Annotated in this window: 19 protein-coding genes and 3 tRNA genes; 3 read left to right on the top strand and 19 right to left on the bottom strand. The window is 65.9% G+C overall.

The genetic code is table 11. The features are described from left to right. From AC1DSO_RS08535 to AC1DSO_RS08470, 14 genes are read right to left on the bottom strand one after another with little or no spacing between them, the layout of a single operon-like run. Complete coding sequence (locus tag AC1DSO_RS08535) at positions 1-225, bottom strand: hypothetical protein (protein ID WP_477068423.1); 225 nt, start codon at positions 223-225, stop codon at positions 1-3. Beyond that, on the bottom strand, positions 222-461 hold the full coding sequence (locus AC1DSO_RS08530; protein ID WP_477068422.1) for a hypothetical protein: 240 nt from the start codon (positions 459-461) through the stop codon (positions 222-224). The genes AC1DSO_RS08535 and AC1DSO_RS08530 overlap by 4 nt, the downstream gene beginning before the upstream one ends. Then, a complete protein-coding gene (gene nuoH, locus AC1DSO_RS08525; RefSeq protein ID WP_477068453.1) occupies positions 461-1,525 on the bottom strand; it encodes an NADH-quinone oxidoreductase subunit NuoH in 1,065 nt (354 codons plus the stop codon). Before nuoH ends, AC1DSO_RS08530 begins: the two co-directional genes overlap by 1 nt. Next, positions 1,526-3,586, bottom strand: coding sequence for an NADH-quinone oxidoreductase subunit NuoG (nuoG, locus tag AC1DSO_RS08520; protein WP_477068421.1), 2,061 nt, complete (start codon positions 3,584-3,586; stop codon positions 1,526-1,528). It abuts the gene before it with no gap. Further along, the gene (locus tag AC1DSO_RS08515; RefSeq protein WP_477068420.1) at positions 3,586-3,810 is read right to left on the bottom strand and encodes a hypothetical protein; all 225 of its coding nucleotides are present in this window, start codon (positions 3,808-3,810) and stop codon (positions 3,586-3,588) included. Before AC1DSO_RS08515 ends, nuoG begins: the two co-directional genes overlap by 1 nt. Before the next feature lie 2 nt (positions 3,811-3,812). After that, positions 3,813-5,132: an NADH-quinone oxidoreductase subunit NuoF gene (nuoF, locus tag AC1DSO_RS08510; protein ID WP_047405888.1), complete on the bottom strand. Its 1,320-nt coding sequence runs from the start codon at positions 5,130-5,132 to the stop codon at positions 3,813-3,815. A 3-nt stretch (positions 5,133-5,135) separates the two neighbouring features. Beyond that, complete coding sequence (locus AC1DSO_RS08505; protein WP_477068419.1) at positions 5,136-5,402, bottom strand: hypothetical protein; 267 nt, start codon at positions 5,400-5,402, stop codon at positions 5,136-5,138. Then, positions 5,399-5,623 carry a hypothetical protein gene (locus AC1DSO_RS08500; RefSeq protein WP_047405892.1) on the bottom strand — a complete coding sequence of 75 codons (225 nt, stop codon included), beginning with the start codon at positions 5,621-5,623 and terminating at the stop codon, positions 5,399-5,401. Before AC1DSO_RS08500 ends, AC1DSO_RS08505 begins: the two co-directional genes overlap by 4 nt. Before the next feature lies 1 nt (position 5,624). Further along, complete coding sequence (gene nuoE, locus AC1DSO_RS08495) at positions 5,625-6,314, bottom strand: NADH-quinone oxidoreductase subunit NuoE (protein WP_477068418.1); 690 nt, start codon at positions 6,312-6,314, stop codon at positions 5,625-5,627. Beyond that, a complete protein-coding gene (locus AC1DSO_RS08490; protein ID WP_477068417.1) occupies positions 6,311-6,643 on the bottom strand; it encodes a nuclear transport factor 2 family protein in 333 nt (110 codons plus the stop codon). Before AC1DSO_RS08490 ends, nuoE begins: the two co-directional genes overlap by 4 nt. Next, positions 6,640-7,890, bottom strand: coding sequence for an NADH-quinone oxidoreductase subunit D (locus AC1DSO_RS08485; protein WP_477068416.1), 1,251 nt, complete (start codon positions 7,888-7,890; stop codon positions 6,640-6,642). The genes AC1DSO_RS08490 and AC1DSO_RS08485 overlap by 4 nt, the downstream gene beginning before the upstream one ends. 3 nt (positions 7,891-7,893) lie before the next feature. Further along, on the bottom strand, positions 7,894-8,508 hold the full coding sequence (locus AC1DSO_RS08480) for an NADH-quinone oxidoreductase subunit C (RefSeq protein WP_477068415.1): 615 nt from the start codon (positions 8,506-8,508) through the stop codon (positions 7,894-7,896). Further along, on the bottom strand, positions 8,505-9,107 hold the full coding sequence (locus AC1DSO_RS08475) for a NuoB/complex I 20 kDa subunit family protein (protein ID WP_477068414.1): 603 nt from the start codon (positions 9,105-9,107) through the stop codon (positions 8,505-8,507). Before AC1DSO_RS08475 ends, AC1DSO_RS08480 begins: the two co-directional genes overlap by 4 nt. Next, a complete protein-coding gene (locus AC1DSO_RS08470) occupies positions 9,077-9,454 on the bottom strand; it encodes an NADH-quinone oxidoreductase subunit A (protein WP_047405904.1) in 378 nt (125 codons plus the stop codon). Before AC1DSO_RS08470 ends, AC1DSO_RS08475 begins: the two co-directional genes overlap by 31 nt. Positions 9,455-9,767: 313 nt before the next feature. Here AC1DSO_RS08470 and AC1DSO_RS08465 point away from each other — a divergent pair. The 3 genes from AC1DSO_RS08465 (at position 9,768) to AC1DSO_RS08455 (ending at position 11,081) form a co-directional block, all read left to right on the top strand. Beyond that, positions 9,768-9,844: transfer RNA gene (locus AC1DSO_RS08465), tRNA-Asp, on the top strand. Between the two features lie 66 nt (positions 9,845-9,910). Next, a tRNA-Asp gene (locus tag AC1DSO_RS08460) sits at positions 9,911-9,987 on the top strand. Between the two features lie 98 nt (positions 9,988-10,085). Beyond that, positions 10,086-11,081: an LLM class flavin-dependent oxidoreductase gene (locus AC1DSO_RS08455; RefSeq protein ID WP_477068413.1), complete on the top strand. Its 996-nt coding sequence runs from the start codon at positions 10,086-10,088 to the stop codon at positions 11,079-11,081. On the opposite strand, the gene AC1DSO_RS08450 is transcribed toward AC1DSO_RS08455, so the two are convergent. The 5 genes from AC1DSO_RS08450 to lon form a co-directional block, all read right to left on the bottom strand. Next, entirely contained in the window at positions 11,078-12,289 is a 1,212-nt protein-coding gene (locus AC1DSO_RS08450; protein WP_477068412.1) for a glycosyltransferase family 4 protein, read from the bottom strand. The genes AC1DSO_RS08455 and AC1DSO_RS08450 overlap by 4 nt on opposite strands. Before the next feature lie 268 nt (positions 12,290-12,557). Next, the gene (locus AC1DSO_RS08445) at positions 12,558-13,448 is read right to left on the bottom strand and encodes an SPFH domain-containing protein (RefSeq protein ID WP_477068411.1); all 891 of its coding nucleotides are present in this window, start codon (positions 13,446-13,448) and stop codon (positions 12,558-12,560) included. A gap of 127 nt (positions 13,449-13,575) precedes the next feature. After that, positions 13,576-13,650 (bottom strand) — tRNA-Val (locus AC1DSO_RS08440). 110 nt (positions 13,651-13,760) lie between these two features. After that, complete coding sequence (locus tag AC1DSO_RS08435) at positions 13,761-14,039, bottom strand: HU family DNA-binding protein (RefSeq protein ID WP_013079364.1); 279 nt, start codon at positions 14,037-14,039, stop codon at positions 13,761-13,763. A 145-nt stretch (positions 14,040-14,184) separates the two neighbouring features. Next, the gene (gene lon, locus AC1DSO_RS08430) at positions 14,185-16,584 is read right to left on the bottom strand and encodes an endopeptidase La (RefSeq protein WP_477068410.1); all 2,400 of its coding nucleotides are present in this window, start codon (positions 16,582-16,584) and stop codon (positions 14,185-14,187) included. Positions 16,585-16,651 lie beyond the last annotated feature (67 nt).

Genomic DNA, 16,651 nt, shown 5'->3' with positions numbered 1-16,651 from the left:
CTAACACTTTTCCTTAGGGAGAGGACGAACGTCCCTTCCCTGCTCTTTCTGCTGCCGCCGCAAGGTCTGCTCGAGGACGCACTTCTTGGTCGCGGCGGCTTCCTTGCGGCGCGCCTCGACCTGGTCCTCCAGCGTCCGCTGCGGCGGCGGCTGAACACTTCGTCCCCAGGGCGCGCAGCCGGCCAACAGGCCGATCATCGCGATCCCGAGGGCAGCCCGCCTCATTTCCCGCCCGTGGGAATGACGCAGGTGTAGTTCGACAGCTGGGCGGGGTCTCCCCCGTCCTGCTTGGCCCGGATCGTTCCGCCCGAGCCCTTGCACTTGTCGCCCTCGCGGCGGAGATCGTCGTAGCTGACGATCCCGTCGCCCAGAGAGTAGGACCGTTCTTGCGCCGAGACGGCCTGGCAGGCCGTCAGCGTCAGGCCGGTCAGGCCCAGGGCGATGAGAGCGATCCGGCGCATCAGGCCGCCGGACCGAACACGCGCCAAGCGGCGACCGCGGCCACCAGCACCAGCGAGGTCGGCAGGAACACCTTCCAACCCAGGCGCATCAGCTGGTCGTAGCGGTAGCGAGGCACGATGGCCTTGGCCATGGCGATCATGAAGAACCAGAAACAGATCTTGGCGAAGAAGACGAGCGCCAGGGCCAGCTTGCCCCACCAGCCCCACATCGCGACCAGATCGATCGGCAGGCCCAGGTTCCAGCCGCCGAAGAACAGCACGCTGATCATGGCGCACATCAGGACGATGTTCGAATACTCGGCCACCATGAACAGCAGGTACGGCGTCGAGCTGTACTCGACCTGATAGCCGGCCACGAGTTCGGATTCGGCTTCCGGCAAGTCGAACGGCGGACGGTTGGTCTCGGCCAGGGCCGAGATGAAGAACATCCCCATCGCCACCACCATGACCGGCAGCAGGATGACGTTCTTGAGGCCCGCGCCACCGAAGACGTTCCAGTTCCAGATCCAGCCGGACTGCTTCTCGACGATGGTCGACAGGTTCATCGAGCCGGCCAGCAGGATCACCGTAATGATGATCAGGCCGATCGAGACTTCGTACGACACCATCTGCGCCGCCGAACGCAGGGCGCCCAGGAACGGGTACTTCGAGTTCGAAGCCCAGCCGCCCATGATGATGCCGTAGACGCCCAGCGAACTCATCGCCAGCAGGTAGAGGATGCCGACATTGATGTTGGAGACGACCCAGCCCGGCGCGAACGGCACGGCCGCCCAGCCCACGAAGGCCAGGACCAGGCTCAGCAGCGGCGCCAGCAGGAACACGACCTTGTCGGCGCCGGCCGGGATCACGATCTCCTYCAGCACGAACTTGAGGAAGTCGGCGAAGGATTGCAGCAGGCCGAAGGGACCAACGACGTTGGGGCCCTTGCGCATCTGGACACCGGCCCAGATCTTGCGGTCGGCTAGCAGGAGGAAGGCCAGGCTCAGCAGAACCCAGATCACGACCAGCAGGATGCCGCCGGTCGTCAGGCCAAACCAGAGAAGCGGAGAAGTCGAGCCCACGATTTACTCCGCGGCGATCTTGGCGGCGCCGGAGGCCACGGCCGCGCATTCGGCCATGGTCACGCTGGCGCGCGCGACGGGGTTGGTCAGGTGGAAGGCCTTGATCGGGCTTTCGAACGGCGCGTCCGAAACCTCGGCGTCGCCGCCCAGGGAGCCGACATCGAACGACGTGGCGACCGAGCCCGGCGCGTAGTCGATCTGGCCAAAGGTCGGGTGATCGGCGAACAGCTTGGCGCGCAGTTGGTCCAGGCTGTCATAGGGCAGCTTGTGGCCGAGCACTTCCGAGAGCGCCCGCAGGATCGACCAGTCTTCCTTGGCCTCACCCTTCGGGAACACGGCGCGCTTGCCCTGTTGGACGCGGCCTTCGGTGTTCACATAGAGGCCGTTCTTCTCAGTATAGGCCGCACCCGGCAGGATGACGTCGGCCTTGTGCGCGCCGGCGTCGCCGTGCGTGCCGAGGTAGATCTTGAAGGCGTCCGAGGCCGCGGGCTCGCACTCGTCGGCGCCCAGCAGGAACAGGACGTCCAGAGCGCCCGGCTTCAGCATGTCGGCGGCCGACAGACCGCCCTCGGCCGGGACGAAGCCCATGTCGAGACCGGCCACGCGGGCGGCGGCGGTGTGCAGGACGTTCCAGCCGTTCCAGCCGTCGCGGACCACCTTCATGGTCTTGGCGAGGCCGGCGGCCGCCTTGAGGATGGCCGCGCCGTCGGCGCGGGCCAGAGCGCCCTGGCCGATGATGATCGCGGGACGCTCGGCGGCCTTCAGAGCAGCGACAAAGTCGCTCTTGCTCTTGGCCAGGCCCGCCAGGGTCTTGGCGCCGGCGCCGAGGTAGTCGTAGTCGAACGTCAGGTCGGCCTGCTCGCCGATGACGCCGAAACGGGTCTTGCCGGCGATCCACTGCTTGCGGAAGCGGGCGTTGAGGACCGGAGCCTCGAGGCGCGGGTTCGTACCGACGAAAAGAACGACGTCGGCGTTCTCGATACCGGCCAGGGTCGAGTTGAACAGCCAGCTTTCACGCGGACCGGCGCCCAGGGCCGTACCGTCCTGGCGGCTGTCGAGGTTCTTCACGCCCAAGGCGGTGAACAGGTCCTTGGTCGCCTTCAAGCTTTCGGCGTCCTGCAGGTCGCCGGCGATGACGCCGACGCGCTCCGGCGCGGTCGCCGTGAGCTTGGACGCGATGGCGGCGAAGGCTTGGGCCCAGGTCGCCGGCTGCAGTTTGCCGCCGACACGGACGTACGGACGATCCAGACGCTGACGGCCCAGGCCGTCGACGGCGTAGCGGGTCTTGTCCGAGATCCACTCTTCGTTGATGTCATCGTTGTTGCGCGGCAGGACGCGCAGCACGGCCGCGCCGCGGGCGTCGACGCGGATCGACGAGCCCAGGGCGTCCATGACGTCGACGCTCTCGGTCTTCTTCAGTTCCCACGGGCGGGCTTCGAAGGCGTAAGGCTTGGAGGTCAGCGCGCCGACCGGGCAGAGGTCGATGACGTTGGCGCTGAGCTCGGACGTCACCGCCGCACCCAGATAGGTCGTGATTTCAACGTCTTCGCCGCGCGAGATCAGGCCGATTTCCGGCGACCCGGCCACTTCGGTGATGAAGCGGACGCAGCGCGTGCACTGGATGCAGCGCGTCATCACGGTCTTGATCAGCGGGCCCATGGCCTTTTCTTCGACCGCGCGCTTGTTTTCTTCATAGCGGCTGTCGTCGCGGCCGTAGCCGACGGCCTGATCCTGCAGGTCGCACTCGCCGCCCTGGTCACAGATCGGGCAGTCCAGCGGGTGGTTGATGAGCAGGAACTCCATCACCCCTTCGCGGGCCTTCTTGACCATCGGAGTCTTGGTGAAGATCTCCTGGCCCTCGGCGGCCGGCAGGGCGCACGAGGCCTGCGGCTTCGGCGGGCCGGGCTTCACCTCGACCAAGCACATGCGGCAGTTGCCGGCGATGGACAGGCGCTCGTGGTAGCAGAAGCGCGGGATCTCTTCCCCGGCCAGTTCCGCGACCTGCAGAACCGTCATGCCGGGTTCGAACTCGACTTCGACGCCGTTGACCTTGGCTGTAGCCATTATTCTCGCACTCCGCCGTAGGGCGAATCCACTAATTCCAATCGCGCTTCGATACGATCGACGCGTACTTCAAGACGATCGAGCCGGCGGTTTACACCGGCCAAGCCCTCTTCCACATGAGTCATACGAACCTTCACGTCCCGCATGTCCTCCGCCAGACGGTCGAGCTTGCCGTCCATCTTGCGAAGCAACACGAGAACCAAATTGTCAGGCTCCTCGGCCATGCCTATTCCGCCGCGATCAGCTTGGCGCCCTGCACGTGCAGGCGACCGCTACGATAGGAAGCGATCCGCTCCTCCACCTCGTGGCGGAAGTGGCGGAACAGGCCCTGGATCGGCCAGGCGGCCGCGTCGCCCAGGGCGCAGATGGTGTGACCCTCGACCTGGGTCGTGACGTCCAGCAGGGTGTCGATCTCTTTCGGATCGGCCTCGCCGGTGGCCATGCGCTCCATGACCCGCCACATCCAGCCGGTGCCTTCGCGGCACGGCGTGCACTGGCCGCAGCTCTCGTGCTTGTAGAAGTACGACAGGCGGGCGATGGCGCGGACCAGGTCGGTGGACTTGTCCATGACGATGACGGCGGCGGTGCCGAGGCCCGAGCGCAGGTTGCGCAGGGCGTCGAAGTCCATCGGCAGATCTTCGCACTGCTCGGCCGGGATCATCGGCACGGACGAGCCGCCCGGGATGACGGCCTTCAGGTTGCCCCAGCCGCCACGGATACCGCCGCAATGGTCTTCCATCAGCTGACGGAAGGGGATGCTCATCGCTTCTTCGACGTTGCAGGGCAGGTTCACGTGGCCCGAGACGCAGAACAGCTTGGTGCCGGCGTTGTTCGGACGGCCGAAACCGGCGAACCAGGCCGCGCCGCGACGCAGGATCGTGCCGGCGACGGCGATGCTCTCGACGTTGTTCACGGTCGTGGGCATGCCGTAGAGGCCCGCGCCGGCCGGGAACGGCGGCTTCAGGCGCGGCTGGCCCTTCTTGCCTTCCAGGCTCTCCAGCAGGGCCGTCTCTTCGCCGCAGATATAGGCGCCGGCGCCGTGGTGGACGTAGAGGTCGAAGTCCCAGCCGTGGACGTTGTTCTTGCCGATCAGCTTGGCCTCGTAGGCTTGCTTGATCGCCGCTTCCAGGCGCTCGCGTTCGAAGACGTACTCGCCGCGGATGTAGATGTAGCAGGCGTTGGCCAGCATGGCGCGCGAGGCGATCAGGCAGCCTTCGATCAGGAGGTGCGGGTCATGCCGCATGATCTCCCGGTCCTTGCAGGTGCCCGGCTCGGATTCGTCGGCGTTGACGACGAGGTAGTGAGGACGACCTTCCTTCACTTCCTTGGGCATGAACGACCACTTCAGGCCGGTGCCGAAGCCCGCGCCGCCCCGGCCGCGCAGGCCCGAGTTCTTCATGTTGTCGATGATCCAGTCGCGCCCGGCGTCCAGGATGTCCTTGGTGCCATTCCAGCAGCCGCGCTTCTTCGCGCCCTCGAGGCCCCAATCGTGGAGGCCATAGAGGTTGGTGAAGATGCGGTCCTTGTCTTCGAGGATACCGACCATGACTCAGCTTTGCGGATCGAATGGATGGGCGCGCACATAGCGCGCCCGACGAATGATGACATAGGCGAAAAGCAGCCAGCCCACGCCGATCGTGACGAGGCCGGCGATGACCGCCCAGAACGGGGCGCCCGGAATAGTGCGACCCCAGATCAGCAGGATCGCACCCGCCAGGCAGGCCACGAAGCCGACGCCGCGTTCGCGACGATGCAGGCCCCGGATGGTGTCGGCATAGGCCGCGCGGCGCGTGTTGAGGGCGCTGTCGTCGATCATGACGAGGCCCCCTCCCCCTTGGTCGCGCGCATCCAGCCCAGGATGAACCAGATCTGCGCGACCACCCCCGCGGCGATGGCCAGGATGAAGACAGGCTTGGCCCAACCAAGTCCCAGCGACACCGCGCCATAGATCGCCACGCCGGCCAGCACGAAGCAGACCGCGTCGATGGCGAGCATCGCGGTCAGGCGCTTCTTCTGCAGGGCGGCGTCGGCGGTCATGTTAGGCGGTCGGTTCCGGCTTGGCCTTGGAGGCCTTCGGCTTCTCGGGCAGGTTCGGGATCTTGATCTTCTTGGCGTACGAGCCGTCGTAAAGCTTCGGATCCGTCAGGGTATGGATAGCGCCCTTCGGTTCCGAGGCGACACGGCCGTCATAGCTGCCCGGCTTGGGCGCCTTTCCGGCCGCGAAGTCGTCCAGGATCTGGGCCAGACTCTCCGGCGTCAGGTCCTCGTAATAGTAGTCGTTGATCGCGGCCATCGGGGCGTTGCAGCACGCGCCCAGGCACTCGACCTCTTCCCAGCTGAACTTGCCGTCGGCCGAGACGTGGTTGGCGTCGCCGATCTTGGCCTTCAGCACGGCCTTCAGGTCCAGCGCGCCGCGCAGCTGGCACGGCGTGGTGCCGCACAGCTGGACGAAGGCGACCTTGCCGACCGGTTGCAGCTGGAACATCACGTAGAAGGTGGCCACTTCCAGCACGCGGATAACCGGCATTTCGAGCTGCTTGGCGATCTCCTGGATCGCGGGCTCGGACACCCAGCCTTCCTGCTTCTGGGCCAGCCACAGCATCGGGATCACCGCCGACTGCTTGCGGACAGCGGGGTACTTGGCCTTCCACCAGTCGGCCTTGGCCTGGCTGTCCTTCGAGAAGGCGAAGCTGGCAGGCTGCTCTTTGGCAAGACGACGAACGCTCATCGGGCGAAATCCACGCGGGCGATCTTGTCGCCTTTGAAAGTGTAGATGGCGGCGACTTCGAACACCGGGTCGCCATTGCCGCGGTCGACGCGCTCGTGATCGATCACGTTCGAGCCGACCACGATACGATTCAGCAGCTGCGCCTTGTTCTTCGGGAACTGGGCGAAGGCGGCTTCGTACCAGGCGCGATAGGCCTCGATGCCCGTCCGCGCCACGTCGCCGTTCAGGCCGGCGACCACCACGTCGTCGGCGAAATGGGCGCAGTGAGCGTCCAGGTCCTGGGCGTTGTAGGCGTCGAGCTGAGCCTGGGCGATCTTCTCAAGGCTCATCGATCGACCTCGCCGAAGACGATGTCGAGCGAGCCCAAGATGGCCGAGACGTCGGCCAGCTGGTGGCCGCGGTTCATCCAGTCCATCGCCGCCAGGTGCGAGAAGCCCGGCGCCTTGATCTTGCAGCGGTACGGCTTGTTGGTGCCGTCGCTGACCACATAGACGCCGAACTCGCCCTTCGGCGCTTCGACGGCGGCGTAGACCTCGCCTTCCGGCGTCTTGAAGCCCTCGGTGTAGAGCTTGAAGTGGTGGATCAGGGCTTCCATCGAGCGCTTCATCTCGGCGCGGCGCGGCGGGCTGACCTTGTTGTCCTCGGTCAGCACGGGGCCCGGCGTACCGCGCAGCATTTGCACGGCCTGCAGGATGATCTTCGTCGACTCGCGCATCTCCTGCATGCGGCAGAGATAGCGGTCGTAGCAGTCGCCGTTCTTGCCCAGCGGGATGTCGAATTCGAACTCGTTGTAGTTCTCGTAGGGCTGGTTGCGGCGCAGGTCCCAGGCGATGCCCGACCCGCGCACCATCACGCCCGAGAAACCCCAGGCCCAGGCGTCTTCCTTGCTGACCACGCCGATATCGACGTTGCGCTGCTTGAAGATGCGGTTGTCGGTGATCAGGCCTTCGATGTCGTCGCAGATCTTGGGGAAAGCCTTGGCCCAGCTCTCGATGTCGTCGATCAGCGACGGGGTCAGGTCCTGGTGGACRCCGCCCGGACGGAAATAGTTGGCGTGCAGGCGAGCGCCGCAGGCGCGCTCGTAGAACACCATCAGCTTCTCGCGCTCCTCGAAGCCCCAGAGCGGCGGCGTCAGGGCGCCGACGTCCATGGCCTGGGTCGTCACGTTCAGCAGGTGATTGAGGATGCGGCCGATCTCGCAGAACAGCACGCGCACGACCTGACCGCGCTTGGGCACTTCGACACCCAGCAGCTTCTCGATGGCCAGGCAGAACGCATGCTCCTGGTTCATCGGCGCCACGTAGTCGAGGCGGTCGAAGTACGGGATGTTCTGCAGATAGGTCCGCGCTTCCATCAGCTTTTCGGTGCCGCGGTGCAGCAGGCCGATGTGCGGATCGACGCGTTCGACGATTTCGCCGTCCAGCTCCAGAACCAGACGCAGCACGCCGTGCGCGGCCGGGTGCTGGGGGCCGAAGTTGATGTTGAACTTGCGGACCGGCGTCTCCGGAATGGCCGGGGTCGTCGGGGCGTCGCGGAAGAAGTCGGTCGCCGCGGCGGGCGCGTTCGTGCCAGTCATGACTTAAGCGTCCCCTGCCCGCTTTTCGGCCTTCTCGTCGCCCGGCAGGGCGTACTTGGCGCCCTCCCACGGAGACATGAAGTCGAAGGCGCGGAACTCGGTGATCTTCACGGGTTCGTAGACAACGCGCTTGAGCTCGTCGTCGTAACGGACCTCGACGTAACCCGTCATCGGGAAGTCCTTCCGCAGCGGATGGCCGTGGAAGCCGTAGTCGGTCAGGATCCGGCGCAGGTCCGGATGGCCCTCGAAGAACACGCCGTACATGTCGAACGCCTCGCGCTCGAACCAGTCGGCGACCGGGAACACCGCCGTGGCGCTGGGCACCGGCGTGTCCTCGTCGGTCTGCACCTTCAGGCGGACGCGGGTGTTCTTCACCATCGATAGCAGGTGGTAGACCACGTCGAAGCGCGCGGCGCGCTCGGGGTAGTCGACCGCCGTCAGGTCCACCAGCTGGTGGAAACGATAGTCGGGATGATCCCTCAGGTAGGTCAGGGCCTGGACGACGCGCGGGGCCGAGCCCAGCACGGTCAGCTCGCCGAACGCCACATAGTAGGTCGAGATCGCGCCGGCCGAGTTGGCGACAATCGCTTGGCCCAGGGCTTCGAGGTCTTGGCTCATCGCTCGATCGTCCCCGTGCGACGGATCTTCTTCTGCAGCTGCAGCACGCCGTAGACCAGCGCCTCGGCCGTGGGCGGGCAGCCCGGCACGTAGATGTCGACCGGCACGATGCGGTCGCAGCCGCGCACGACGCTGTAGCTGTAATAGTAGTAACCGCCGCCATTGGCGCAGCTGCCCATCGAGATGACGTAGCGGGGCTCCGGCATCTGGTCGTAGACCTTGCGCAGGGCCGGGGCCATCTTGTTGGTCAGGGTGCCAGCGACGATCATCACGTCCGACTGGCGCGGGCTGGCGCGCGGCGCGAAACCGTAACGCTCCAGGTCGTAGCGCGGCATGGCCGAGTGCATCATTTCGACGGCGCAGCACGCCAGGCCGAACGTCATCCACATCAAGCTGCCGGTGCGGGCCCAGGTGATCAGGTCGTCGGCGGCGGCGGTGATGAAGCCCTTGTCGGCCAGCTGCTGCGAGACACCATCGAAGAACGGGTCGTGCAGCTTGGGGTCATAGCCCTCGACCGTCGAACGGCCGGCCGAAAGCGCCGGCGCCGACGAAGCGTTGGCGGGAACGATCACTCCCATTCGAGGGCGCCCTTCTTCCATTCATAGACAAAGCCGACGGTCAGGACGCCGAGGAACGTCATCATCGACCAGAAGGCGAACTGGGCCACGTCGTGCGGCAGCTTCATCAGCGTGACCGCCCAAGGGAACAGGAACGCCACTTCCAGGTCGAAGATGATGAAGAGGATCGACACCAGATAGAACCGGACGTCGAACTTCATGCGCGCGTCGTCGAAGGCGTTGAAGCCGCATTCGTACGCGGACAGCTTTTCAGGGTCCGGCGCCTTCGGCGCGAACACGGCCGCGGCGAGGATGAAGACGATGCCGATGGCCGCCGCAATCCCTAGGAAGATCACGATCGGCAGGTATTGGAGAAGGAAGGCGGTCATGACAGCCCTTGGCTTGAATCGAGCGGGTTGTAGCCCACTGTCGCAGCCGCTTCAAACACCCCGGAACACATTGAGAAACGATCGCAACTGGATCTGTTCCCGAGAACGTCGATCTGTGTTGGGCGGGCGCCGAAACCTCTGCTTGCCGGGACCAGCCTGCCGCCCGCATTTGGTCTGACGAGACCGAAACCGCCCATGCGGAACGGGGTATTCGTTGCTTCTTCGAGATGCCCGTTGACACGAGTCTTCGCCCGACATATCAGACGCCCCTCGCCGATCGGCGGGTCGCACTTTCGCTTCGGCGAAGGGATATGCGGATGTAGCTCAGTTGGTTAGAGCGCCGGCCTGTCACGCCGGAGGTCGCGGGTTCGAGTCCCGTCATTCGCGCCACCCTTTCAAAGGTGGTAGGCTTCCCCCTCTCGGTCTACGGACGACCGTCGCGCCCAGGCGCACGACGCGGATGTAGCTCAGTTGGTTAGAGCGCCGGCCTGTCACGCCGGAGGTCGCGGGTTCGAGTCCCGTCATTCGCGCCACCGTCCGATGGTTCTTCTCCTCAAATCGAGAGTGATTTCGGCAACGCTCGGTGTTGCTGAAGACTTGAGTTGCTGAAAGCGCGCGCCATCTAGCGAAGATGACCCGTCCCGCTTACCCGCCGCTCTCCGTCCTGGATCTCGCGCCCGTTCCGCAGGGGACACAGGTCGGCCAGGCCCTCCACAACAGTCTGGACCTGGCCCGTCACGCTGAAACCCTCGGCTTCCACCGCTACTGGCTGGCCGAGCATCACAACATGCCGGGCATCGCCAGCGCCGCGACGGCCGTGGTGATCGGCCATGTGGCCGGCGGCACCTCGACGATTCGGGTCGGTTCGGGCGGCGTCATGCTGCCCAACCACGCACCGCTGATGGTCGCCGAGCAGTTCGGGACCCTGGCGGCCCTCCATCCGGGCCGCATCGACCTGGGCCTTGGCCGTGCGCCGGGCACGGACCAGGCGACCATGCGCGCGCTGCGCCGCTACGCGGGCGCCGTCGATTCGTTCGCTCAGGACGTSGTCGARCTGCAGCACTGGTTCAAGCCGGCCGAGCCGGACCAGAACGTCCGCGCCGTGCCCGGCGAAGGCCAGGATGTGCCGATCTGGCTGCTCGGTTCTTCGACCTGGAGCGCCCAGCTGGCCGCCGCATTGGGGCTGCCATTCGCCTTCGCGGCCCATTTCGCGCCCGACTCGCTGCTGGACGCCCTCCTTCTCTATCGCCGCCACTTCAAGCCGTCGGAGACGCTGGAAAAGCCCTACGCCCTGGTTTGCATCGGCGTGTGTGCGGCCGACACCGACGCGGAGGCGACCCGCCTGTCGACCTCGACCCAGCAGCAGTTCCTGGCCCTGCGGCGCGGCCGTCCGGGCCTRCTGCCGCCACCGGTCGACGATATCCGCGAGCACGCTTCTCCCGCCGAGCTGGCGGGCCTGGACCACACGTTCCAATACGCGGCCATCGGTTCACCCGAGACCGTGCGGCGCAAGATCGATCAGGTGCTGGAGATGACCCAGGCCGACGAGTTGATGGCCGCGTCCCAGATCTACGACCACGACGCGCGCAAGCGCAGCTACGAGATCCTGGCCAGCCTGCGAGTCTAGTGGTCGCGAAGCTGCGGCTGGCCGCCAAACGCCCGGTGGCCGCTCAAGCCTCCATAGATCGCGCAAAGCTGGCCGAAGACGGCGTCCCAGCCATGCCGCTCGACCGCGCGACGCCGAGCCGCCGCCCCGACCGCGACGATGTCACGGGCGAACAAGGCTTCGATCGCTTCGGCGAAGGCCGCCGGTTCCGATTCCGTGGCCAGCTGTCCGACCTCTTCGTCGACGGATTCGGCGACTCCGCCGGCGGCGACGCCGACCACGGGCAGGCCGCAGGCCATCGCTTCCAGCACGATCAGGCCGAACGGCTCGTTGTCGTTGGCGTGAACGAAGGCGTCACAGCTGGCCAGCACCCCAGCCAGTTCGGCCGGATCGCGGACATAGTCCAGGCAGATCGCCCGATCGCTGACCGGCGCGCCGCCGCCAGCCCCGACGAACAGCAGCTTGTAGGGCGCGCCCAGCCGCTCGACCGCCGCGACCAGCACCTCCAGCCGCTTCTCGCGCGCCGGGCGGCCGGCGAAGACCAGCAGGCGCTCGCCCGGCGAAACGCCAAGCCGGCGCCGCAGGGCGTCCCGATCAGCGCGCGACGGGTGGAACAGCTCGGTGTCGACGCCCAGCGGCAGGCCGATGGCGTTGTGGACGCCCGCCTCGATCAGGCGGCCGGCGATGAAACGGCTTGGCGCCACGGCCTGGTCGAACTGGCGATAGATCGCCGCCCAGCGCTTCTGGACCGGTTTCTCAGCCCATTCACCGATATGCAGCGCCGCCAGGGCGCCCAGGTCGGTGTGGCAGAACCCGACGACCGGCACGCCCAAGGCGTCGCCGGCGCGCAGAGCGGCTAGGCCCGGCGTGTAAGGATCGCCAGCCTCGATGACGTCTGGCCGCTGGCGGATCAGCCGCTCCATCCAGGCCTGCTTGACCACGGGCCAGCGATAGCCGGCGCCGAAGGGCAGTGGCGCGGCGTAGATCGAGACCCGCCCTCGCCCGTCGTACGAATCGCGCGCGCCCGGCACCACCAGCGTGTGGCGGACATCCGGCCGGTTGGCGGTCAGCCAAGTCCGTTTGGAAGACAGATAGCGACGCACCCCACCGCTGCGCGGGGCGTACAGCATGGTCGTGTCGACGAGGCGTACGATGTCGTCAGTCGGCGGAGTGACCTCGCGAGAAAAACCACGCAGGCCAAGCGGCCGGTCCGATCTCGTGTCCGTCACGCCGATTCCTCATCGATACCCCAAGCCGCCCCATTCGGCCCTTGAACGATAAAGCTTTTGCGACACTCACGGTTCCTCGCCGTTCCCGGACGATTTGAGGGTCACGCCGCGTCGCCCCAGAGCCTCGCGTAGCAATACCTCGACTTGCGCATTCACGCTACGCAACTCGGCGCTAGCCAGCCGTTCGACGGCGGCCAGCACTTCGGGGCGGACGCGCATCAGGAATGCACGGCGTCCGCCCTTGGCGTCGTTCGGTTCGCCCGCCACGTCAGCCGTACAGGGTGCCGGTGTTGACCACGGGCTGGGCCTCGCGATCGGCGCACAGCACCACCAGAAGATTGGAGACCATCGAAGCCCGGCGGTCGTCGTCGAGCGTGACCACGCCCCGCTCGCTGAGCTGGCTGAGGGCGCTCTCGACCATGTCGACGGCGCCGGCCACGATCGTGCGGCGCGCGGCCAGCACCGCCTCGGCCTGCTGGCGCTTCAGCATCGAGCCGGCGATCTCCGGAGCGTAGGCCAGGTGCATCAGGTGGGCTTCGTCGATGGCGACGCCAGCCACGGCGATACGCTGCTGCAGGTCCTTCTGCAGGCGATCGCCGACCTCCTCGGCGTGAGCTCGCAGAGTGGGTTCGCCCTCCTCCGCGTGGTCGTAGGCGTAGTGCGAGGCGACCTCGCGCAGGCCGGTCTCGATCTGGATGTTCACGAAGGCGATGTAGTCGTCGACGTCGAACAGGGCCTGGGCCGAATCCTGGACCCGCCAGACGATGTTGGCGGCGATCTCGATCGGGTTGCCGCGCTTGTCGTTCACCTTCAGCATCTCGCTGGTGACGTTGCGGACCCGCAGGCTGATCTTCTTGCGGCCGTACCAGGGCAGGATCCAGCGCAGCCCCGTGCGACGGTCGGTGCCGACATAGCTCCCGAACAGCGTGATGACATAGGCCTCGTTTGGTTGCAGCGCGTAGAAGCCGCACGAAACCATGGCGAACAGAAAGACCAGGAGGGCGCCCAAAGCCGCATAGGCCGCGCCGTCATCCCGGGCCTGGGCGAAGGCCCAGATCCCGGCGGCCAGCAGGATTGGAAGCGCGAGCAGCGGCAGACCGCCGCCCATGCCGCCGTGCGGGCGCTCCGTCGTCGGGTTGATGGTGCGAGTCTCGGACATGACGCTCCTCCAGCGTTGATACCGAAGTGATATCACTTTGGTAGCAGCCCGCAATAGGAACCGAGGCGCATGAGCCATCGGCCCGCGGCGTGCGCCGCGGAAGCCGGGTTCCAGATCTGGAGGAGGATGGTGGGCAGTGAGGGGATCGAACCCCCGACCCTCTCGGTGTAAACGAGACGCTCTACCGCTGAGCTAACTGCCCTCTCGATCGCCGGCGCTTCTAGCCGCCCGGCGCGTCCGCGCATAGCGCGAAAACGAAAAGGCGGCGCGCCAGTCCCCTGGCGCTCCGCCTTCCGTTAAGCGGAAAACTGTTTAGCCGTTCAGCGAGGACTTCAGGCCTTCGCCGACCTGGAAGCGCGCGGTCTTCGACGCGGGACGGTTCACCGTCTCGCCGGTGCGCGGATTGCGAGCGGTGCCGGCGGCGCGGGTCACGGCCTTGAACGTGCCGAAGCCGACCAGGCGAACGTCTTGACCCGACTTCAGCGAGTCGGTGACGGCGTCGATAAAGGCTTCCAGAGCGTCCTTGGCCTGGTTCTTGTTGATGCCCGCCTTTTCGGCGATCGCCGTAACGAGTTCGGCTTTTGTGGTCATGTTTTTCTCCCAGCCTGAGCGGCGACGCGTTCTTGTGCTTACGGCGCTACGCTCGGCGGGGATTATGGCGGTTGAAAATGCCTCGTCAAACGCGAGCGGCGCGGGAATCTCCCGCGCCGCATAAGTTATCAACGATAACTTGCGTCTAGTGGGTCAATACGGCGTCGCTATCGCCCTCGTCTTTCTTCGCACTCGCAGCAATCGGCTCCTCGGCCTCGTTCCACTCGACCGGAGTCAGAGGGCCCGTGAGGGCGTGCTTGAGCACCTCGTCCATGGTCGAGACCGGGATGATTTCCAGTCCAACCTTGACACTCTGGGGCACGTCCACGAGGTCCTTTTCGTTCTCCTGCGGGATCAGGACCGTCTTGACGCCCGAACGCAGGGCCGCCAGCAGCTTCTCCTTCAGGCCGCCGATGGCGGTGACCCGGCCGCGCAGGGTGATCTCGCCGGTCATGGCGATATCCTTGCGGATCGGGATGCCTGTCAGCACAGAGACGATGGCCAGACCCATGGCGGCGCCGGCCGACGGACCGTCCTTGGGCGTGGCGCCGTCCGGCACGTGGATGTGCACGTCGGTCTTTTCAAACATCGGCGGCTTGATGCCGAACTGCACCGACCGCGAACGGACGTAGCTGTTGGCCGCCGAGATTGACTCCTTCATCACTTCCTTGAGGTTGCCGGTGATCGACATGCGACCCTTGCCCGGCATCTTCACGGCTTCGATGGTCAGGATGTCGCCGCCGAACTCCGTCCAGGCCAGACCGGTGACGATGCCGACCTGGTCGACCTCGTCGGTCTCGCCGTAGCGGTACTTCTTGACGCCCGCGTACTTGGCCAGGCGCTCGTCGTCGATCGTGATCGTGGTCAGCTTCTCGCGGGCCAGGTCACGGACCGTCTTGCGCGCCAGGGCGCCCAGTTCCCGCTCCAGCGACCGCACGCCGGCTTCCCGGGTGTAGTAGCGGATCAGGTCGCGGATCGCCTTGTCCGGAACGACGAACTCGGCCGGCTTCAGGCCGTGGTCCTTCGACAGCTTCGGCAGGATGTGCCGCTTGGCGATCTCCAGCTTTTCGTCCTCGGTGTAGCCGGGGATACGAATGATCTCCATGCGGTCCAGCAGCGGCTGGGGCATGTTCAAGCTGTTGGCCGTCGTGACGAACATCACCTGCGACAGGTCGTAGTCGACCTCCAGATAGTGGTCGCCGAAGGTCGAGTTCTGCKACGGATCGAGCACTTCGAGCAGGGCCGAGGCGGGGTCGCCGCGATAGTCGCTGCCCATCTTGTCGATCTCGTCCAGCAGGACGAAGGCGTTGGTGGTCTTGGCCTTCTTCATCGACTGGACGACCTTGCCGGGCATCGAGCCGATGTAGGTGCGGCGGTGACCGCGGATCTCCGCCTCGTCACGCACACCGCCGAGGCTCATGCGCACGAACTCGCGACCGGTAGCCTTGGCCAGCGACTTGCCCAGCGAGGTCTTACCGACGCCGGGAGGACCGACCAGGCACAGGATCGGGCCCTTCAGCGAGTTGGTCCGGGCCTGGACGGCCAGGTACTCGAGGATCCGTTCCTTGACCTTGTCCAGGCCGTAGTGGTCGGCTTCGAGGATCTCCTCGGCTTCCAGCAGGTCGATCTTCTTGGTCTTGGCCTTGCCCCACGGGATCGACAGCAGCCAGTCCAGATAGTTGCGGACCACGGTGCTCTCGGCCGACATCGGGCTCATGTTGCGCAGCTTCTTCAGCTCGCTCTCGGCCTTGGTGCGGGCTTCCTTGGAAAGCTTGGTCCTCTTGATGCGCTTTTCGAGGTCGATCAGCTCGTCGCGCGAGTCATCCGGGTCGCCCAGCTCGCGCTGGATCGCCTTCATCTGTTCGTTCAGATAATACTCGCGCTGGGTCTTCTCCATCTGGCGCTTGACGCGCGAGCGGATCTTCTTCTCGACCTGCAGCACCGAGATCTCGCCCTCCATCAGGGCGAAGACCTTTTCCAGGCGCTTCACGACGTCGAAGATTTCCAGCAGATGCTGCTTGTCGCCGATCTTCACTGACAGGTGGGCGGCGATGCTGTCGGCCAGCTTGCCCGGCTCGGCGATCTGCGGGATCGACGCCAGGGCCTCCGGCGGCACCTTCTTGTTCAGTTTGACGTAGTTTTCGAATTGCTCGACGACGGCGCGCGACAGGGCCTCGGCCTCGGGGCCGACGCCTTCGTCTTCGCTGACCTCGCCGATCTGGGCTTCGTAATAGGACTCCTGGTCGGTGAAGGCCACGACTGCGGCGCGGCCCTTGCCCTCGACCAGCACCTTCACGGTGCCGTCGGGCAGCTTCAGCAGCTGCAGGACGGTGGCCAGCACGCCGACGTCGAAGATGTCGCCCGGCGCCGGATCATCGTCGGCCGAGTTCTTCTGGGTCACCAGCAGGATCTGCTTGTCGCCGCGCATGACCTCTTCGAGGGCGCGCACGGATTTGTCGCGCCCGACGAAGAGCGGCACCACCATGTGCGGGAACACAACGATATCCCGCAGCGGCAAGACAGGAAGCGTACGTAGTTCGGACATGTGCTCATTTACTCCTGGCCGGCGCGGTCGCTCACGCTCGCGCCTAGCCATTCGGGCCGCCGTCACC

Source organism: Caulobacter sp. P4_E5, from assembly GCF_056401555.1.
Note: the sequence above shows the minus strand (reverse complement) of the source record. Positions and strands in the feature narration are given on the sequence as shown.

Bases quoted from the DNA above. Each gene is read 5' to 3' on its own strand.
- AC1DSO_RS08490 (WP_477068417.1), bottom strand. From the start codon at position 6,643: ATGAGCCTTGAGAAGATCGCCCAGGCTCAGCTCGACGCCTACAACGCC.
- AC1DSO_RS08530 (WP_477068422.1), bottom strand. From the start codon at position 461: ATGCGCCGGATCGCTCTCATCGCCCTGGGCCTGACCGGCCTGACGCTG.
- AC1DSO_RS08500 (WP_047405892.1), bottom strand. From the start codon at position 5,623: ATGACCGCCGACGCCGCCCTGCAGAAGAAGCGCCTGACCGCGATGCTC.
- AC1DSO_RS08475 (WP_477068414.1), bottom strand. From the start codon at position 9,107: ATGGAAGAAGGGCGCCCTCGAATGGGAGTGATCGTTCCCGCCAACGCT.
- nuoF (WP_047405888.1), bottom strand. From the start codon at position 5,132: ATGGTCGGTATCCTCGAAGACAAGGACCGCATCTTCACCAACCTCTAT.
- AC1DSO_RS08515 (WP_477068420.1), bottom strand. From the start codon at position 3,810: ATGGCCGAGGAGCCTGACAATTTGGTTCTCGTGTTGCTTCGCAAGATG.
- AC1DSO_RS08445 (WP_477068411.1), bottom strand. From the start codon at position 13,448: ATGTCCGAGACTCGCACCATCAACCCGACGACGGAGCGCCCGCACGGC.
- AC1DSO_RS08535 (WP_477068423.1), bottom strand. From the start codon at position 225: ATGAGGCGGGCTGCCCTCGGGATCGCGATGATCGGCCTGTTGGCCGGC.
- AC1DSO_RS08505 (WP_477068419.1), bottom strand. From the start codon at position 5,402: ATGATCGACGACAGCGCCCTCAACACGCGCCGCGCGGCCTATGCCGAC.
- AC1DSO_RS08435 (WP_013079364.1), bottom strand. From the start codon at position 14,039: ATGACCACAAAAGCCGAACTCGTTACGGCGATCGCCGAAAAGGCGGGC.
- nuoG (WP_477068421.1), bottom strand. From the start codon at position 3,586: ATGGCTACAGCCAAGGTCAACGGCGTCGAAGTCGAGTTCGAACCCGGC.
- AC1DSO_RS08480 (WP_477068415.1), bottom strand. From the start codon at position 8,508: ATGAGCCAAGACCTCGAAGCCCTGGGCCAAGCGATTGTCGCCAACTCG.
- AC1DSO_RS08470 (WP_047405904.1), bottom strand. From the start codon at position 9,454: ATGACCGCCTTCCTTCTCCAATACCTGCCGATCGTGATCTTCCTAGGG.
- nuoE (WP_477068418.1), bottom strand. From the start codon at position 6,314: ATGAGCGTTCGTCGTCTTGCCAAAGAGCAGCCTGCCAGCTTCGCCTTC.